Below are 5,189 nucleotides of genomic sequence, written 5' to 3'. Positions count from 1 at the left end.
CAATCCATAGAAGTATATGCCGACAGTTTAGTGAAAGTGGGTAACGATTACATCATTGAAGTAGCGAATAACGGCGACTGGACAAGCGGTGAGTTTTTTGAACAACTGTGCGAAACCTTCCACTGCGAAGGCTATGACGAAGTGATATTGGAAAGTGCAGGCGGACGGGTGATATTTAACGGGGAAGGCGTGACTTTTGAAGGGAATGTGCGGATTGAGGGTGAGTTGGTGTTTGAGCATGGCTCGCCTGATAGCGTGAACCCTTTTGATGCTGACATAAACGAAGAGGTGGAATTACCACAATATAGAATTCAGTTTAAAATGCTGGATGATGATGGTCTTCCTTATGCTAATACTCAATTCAGTGTTCTTTTACCAGAGGGTGAACGAAAAGGAATAACTGATGAAAATGGTATGACCCCAATATTCTATACTAAGAGTGAAGAAACTATAAAATGTCACTTATATTTTGATAATACAGAAGAGTGGAAATGGCAAAATGAATAATAAAGTAATAACCGAAGCAAAAACAACTACAAGTCAAAATTATTTAATTGAGCAAAAGATTAGTAGAAAAATTGTTGTATTAGAAATTACAGGCGAAGAAACAGGATATACAATCCAGTCATTAAAAGGTATTGATTATACTTTTTCTGATCCGGCTGTTATAGTAAAGACATATAAAGTAAATATTCTTTTACGTAAAATAAGGAATGATGGAACAATAATTTCAGATGAAAACAAGGGATACTTTAATGTAACAAGAGATTCTTGGTATTATTTAGGAACACAAAAACAAGCGAATAAAAAAATTATACATAATGATATACTTCTTAATCGGGAGTTTATACCTGATACTTACGAAAGAAATCAATATACTGCATATTGGATACCTAATTTTCCTAGAGCCCAAATTCAACGTGTTTCTAGAAAATTTTTTGATTCTGATGGATTAAACGCATTTAAATTAACTCGATTTGGTAGCAGTGAATTACCGGCTAAGCCCCTAAGAACAGATAAAACAATAGATGGAAAATTGATTGATGAACCTAGGAAGATCTCCAATATAGCAACAGAAGTTCTAATTCATATTGGAGGAACTTATAGTTTGCTTGGGTATGAATGGTTAGGTGGATCATATGGTTGTTTTTGCTTTATTCCTGAATTGAATATTTATTCAACCATTGAAAAAGCAAAATTAGCATGCATTCATGATGATTATGATGACCACATTTCTAATTCTGATTGGAAAAAAATATGTGATAATATATTAAAAATATCATTTCCAAACAAATTAAAGATAGAAATTCATTTGAAAGAGAAGAAAGGTGAGACTTATGTTCCTGAAGAAATATTGGAAGAGTAGTATAATTTATTTAATTTCTATTGTTATAATTATTTTATTTTCAATTTTTGACTCGTATATGGATAATTATGTATTATCTATAGGTGATATTATAATGAAAGATTTTTTCTGGATGAAAACGATCAATTATATATTAATATACTCTTTTGCTTTTATTATTCTAATCTTCTTTTTTAAAAATAAGTAGTTCATTTTCTTAAAATACTACAATATTCAACCGTATCTGCATAACACAACGGCGAAAAGCAAGACCGGAATTTATGTGGATAACAGCCATGTGACGCACGGCATACTGTTTCCGAGAGTGAATGTATTCAAACAACAGAGCGACGGGGTTTGTATTTTCAAAAACGGGTTGCATGAAAATTTTTCTGTTATAGATTTAAATTTACTTGCTGACAATGATCGGGGAAATACTATTAGCTGGCTAGTGAATGGTAGGGCTAATGGCTTTAATGAAAGAATTGAATATCGTCAAAAACTAAAAGAGATTATGAAAATTGTATTAACAAGTAGAGTAGTTTTTTTATTTTTTTAAATTTGTTTTTTATATTTAACTTTTCTAATGCAAAAGAAAGTGATTTTAATAATATTTTAAATGATTATTCTTATAGAAAATATTTTGTGAACTATAAAAATGTTTCTAGTGGGATAGTAGTAGCTATAGATTCAGATGGAAATGATTTGTATTTTTATGAAAAGATAAAAGATGGATATAAATATTCCTATTATGGAGATAATTATACATATGATGGAGTGTATAAAATTAAGGGAGTTTCATCAATGGATGATTATATTGTGATTAATACGTATTTTAATGGTGCAGGAGAACAAAAAATAAATTATTATCTATCAAAATAAAATAAAGATTGGAAATTAAAATTTACTGAAACAAAATATACTTAATTTAATTTAATTTAATTTAATTTAATTTAATTTAATTTAATTTAATTTAATTTAATTTAATTTAATTTAATTTAATTTAATTTAATTTAATTTAATTTGATTTAATTTGATTTAAATAAGATTAGAAATAGAGTTTTTTTAATCTTGACTTAGAAAAAGAAAATAATAATTGTTATTATTAACTTTTAAATAAAAGATATTTATATAGTTATCCAAATAAAAAACTAAAATGTACCTAGTTAAAGGAAATTTAGTAACTATTAAAGATGAAATTGATTCTAATAAGCAGAAATGGTATTTCATTAATTACAAAGAAAAAGATATTAATATGTGGATAAAAGCAGAATCAATTGATATAAATAAATGAGCTAAATTTTATCAAAGTGCGGTCAAATTTTAGAAAGTTTTTATGATAGAACTTGCTATTTTGTACCGCACTTTTATTTTGAATACGAAAAGTCTTCATCCACGCCGAACGTGACCAAAACAACATTGTCAACCACGACGAAAGCACCCAAATCGGCAACAGCCAATCCATAGAAGTATATGCCGACAGTTTAGTGAAAGTAGGAAGCGACTACATCATTGAATTTTGGGGTAACCACTCGAGAACTTATAGTGTTAAATAATTTATCTAGTGATGGGAAAATATATCCTGGACAAATATTAAAATTGCCCATAATAAATAATGAAATCAAATCAAGTGAAAGAACTCTGAATATAAAACAGAAATCATCATTAAATAAATCAGCTACTCCAGTTGCTAAGGCTGAAATTTCTGAACCGATTATTAAAAATAAGCACTCATCAAGAAACGAGGAGAAAATTAATGCATTACACCCACAGGTGCGTTCTATTATTAGACAATTTTTAAACGAAGTATATAAGATATATAAAATTCAATTAGTAATTGTACAGGGATATAGAACATATGAAGAACAGAATAAATTATATGCACAAGGAAGAACATTACCAGGGAATATAGTAACTAAAGCCAAGGGTGGGCAAAGTAACCATAATTTTGGTTTAGCAATTGATGTTTTTCCTGTATGGGATGATGGGAAATTACATATGGATGCAAAATCGGATGATCAAAATATAAAAATACTTAAAATGATTTCACCTATTGGTATAAAAAATGGATTATCATGGGGAGGTAATTGGAAAAGTTTTAAAGATTATCCACATTTTGAGGTTTCTGTAGGAAAAACACTTTCAGAATTGAGAGAAGAGGTTAAGAAAGTTGGCGGTAATCCATTGAATGTTATATATAATATAAAGTAGGTTTTATATGATAAATAAATTAGGTTCATTATCCATAATAATTGTGCTGATGTTAATCGTGTTCTCTGTAGGAGAATGTAAAGAAAGAATTGTTTACCAATATGATCTAACAGAGCAAGGTGTAAGTTCACAGGGAGGAGAGGGTAGTCTTATAGCTAATAAAGGTGAAAAATGTAAAATTAAAGCTGTGTATTATGGTGAAATTGGTAAAGGAGAATATTTTTTTGTTTTTGATAATAAAGTACTTTTTTCTGGCGAGTATAATGAATTTGTTTTTTCAGAAGGCTATATTGGCGATAAATATAATGAGTACATATTAAAATCTAAAGAAATTTTGGATGTTAATCAGAAAGATACATATGATACCTTTAACGAATTAAAGGAACAAATTCCTATTAATATCTTGAAAGAATTCTGTGGTTAAAAGGGTGGAAGATTTATCGATAAAGGTAAAAGTAAATCAGTTTGATACGAACTAAAAGGTGTATTATATTCGTCCATTGGGATTAGTGTATCACTACAAAGATATAGAATCATATGCTTATAAACTAGAGGAGTGTTTAAGATGGCTTTAAGATTGACGACTTATTTCATTTTTACTATTCTGTCTTTTAATTCTTATGCTCAAATATCTATTATAGATAACAATATTTATCTCTCAGGTAATAAAATAGATTCTCCTCTACATCCGAATATTGTAGGTAGTAATTTATTTGCTTATGAAGATATGGTAGTAATATCAAACTCATATACTGCCTCATCAACAACAAAGACAGAGGTTAATTATTTTTTTAATTCTCTTACTGAGAAATTACAACGAGTAGAATGGATAAATTACTCTACTGCGTACGACCGATATTATGGCTATGTTATCAATTTCTCTAACGGAGAAAAAATATTGAATATTGATGATGACTATATAGATAGGTTAGAGAGCGAGTTTGGATTTAAAGATTACTCTTTTAAAAAGAAAAAAGAGAAGTTAATATTAATGATTGATTTTTTAGATGGTAAGTTGAATTTTGAAACTTATGACAATAAAAGTGCTGTAATCGTTAATTATAATATTGATTATAATGGTGGAATAAATAATCGTTACGAAGTGTGCGAATTTACGGATTTAAGAACGAGTAGTATGGCGTGTAAACAAATTGGATTTGTTAACTCTAAAAGTATTTTATATTCCAAGTCAGATGTAAAATATAAATCAAAAATGTATCTTGTAAAGGATGATCAGGTTGCTATATTAAATGAACAGGCTGATAAGCAAGGGCAAAAATGGTACTTCATCAACTACAAAGGCAAAAAAGACGTTAATATGTGGATAAAGGCAGAAGATGTTGATTTGAAGGAAAAATAATCGTTAATCAAAATTCCATGAAAAATGACCGCACTTTTGAAATAAATTCAAATACACTCAAAGTGCGGTTAATTTTTTAGAAATTTTATATAACAAGTCCCATAAAGGCAACGGCTTTAACGAACTGCGCTTTGAAGATGAAAAAGACCAGGAAGAAATCTTTATCCACGCAGAACGCGACCAAAACAACATCGTCAACCACGACGAAACCACCCAAATCGGCAACGACCGCACGGAGCAGGTGGGGCATGATGAAACGATTCATATTGGTAA

At 29.3% G+C, this 5,189-nt stretch carries 8 protein-coding genes and 1 pseudogene; all 9 read left to right on the top strand.

What is annotated here, in order from left to right; translation table 11 throughout:
- The coding region (locus tag EDC44_RS12800) for a hypothetical protein (RefSeq protein WP_243647952.1) at positions 1-507 on the top strand (507 nt) is incomplete at its 5' end.
- Positions 500-1,366 carry a hypothetical protein gene (locus EDC44_RS12795; protein WP_131979767.1) on the top strand — a complete coding sequence of 289 codons (867 nt, stop codon included), beginning with the start codon at positions 500-502 and terminating at the stop codon, positions 1,364-1,366. The genes EDC44_RS12800 and EDC44_RS12795, both read left to right, overlap by 8 nt.
- Before the next feature lie 262 nt (positions 1,367-1,628).
- Positions 1,629-1,904: a hypothetical protein gene (locus tag EDC44_RS12785; RefSeq protein WP_131979760.1), complete on the top strand. Its 276-nt coding sequence runs from the start codon at positions 1,629-1,631 to the stop codon at positions 1,902-1,904.
- An 86-nt stretch (positions 1,905-1,990) separates the two neighbouring features.
- The gene (locus EDC44_RS12780; RefSeq protein WP_131979757.1) at positions 1,991-2,227 is read left to right on the top strand and encodes a hypothetical protein; all 237 of its coding nucleotides are present in this window, start codon (positions 1,991-1,993) and stop codon (positions 2,225-2,227) included.
- A gap of 494 nt (positions 2,228-2,721) precedes the next feature.
- Positions 2,722-2,901 (top strand): bacteriophage T4 gp5 trimerisation domain-containing protein, encoded by a 180-nt coding sequence (locus EDC44_RS13445; RefSeq protein WP_424276119.1) that lies wholly within the window; start codon positions 2,722-2,724, stop codon positions 2,899-2,901.
- A complete protein-coding gene (locus tag EDC44_RS12775) occupies positions 2,891-3,556 on the top strand; it encodes a M15 family metallopeptidase (protein ID WP_207896770.1) in 666 nt (221 codons plus the stop codon). The genes EDC44_RS13445 and EDC44_RS12775 overlap by 11 nt, the downstream gene beginning before the upstream one ends.
- A gap of 7 nt (positions 3,557-3,563) precedes the next feature.
- Positions 3,564-3,980 (top strand): hypothetical protein, encoded by a 417-nt coding sequence (locus tag EDC44_RS12770; RefSeq protein ID WP_131979751.1) that lies wholly within the window; start codon positions 3,564-3,566, stop codon positions 3,978-3,980.
- A gap of 141 nt (positions 3,981-4,121) precedes the next feature.
- A complete protein-coding gene (locus tag EDC44_RS12765) occupies positions 4,122-4,916 on the top strand; it encodes a hypothetical protein (RefSeq protein WP_207896769.1) in 795 nt (264 codons plus the stop codon).
- Positions 4,917-5,007: 91 nt separating this feature from the next.
- A pseudogene (locus EDC44_RS12760) lies at positions 5,008-5,189 on the top strand (bacteriophage T4 gp5 trimerisation domain-containing protein); the annotation flags it as partial.

Source organism: Cricetibacter osteomyelitidis (assembly GCF_004340985.1).
Classification (GTDB): Bacteria; Pseudomonadota; Gammaproteobacteria; order Enterobacterales; family Pasteurellaceae; genus Cricetibacter; species Cricetibacter osteomyelitidis.
This window is presented reverse-complemented; position numbering and strand designations above follow the sequence as displayed.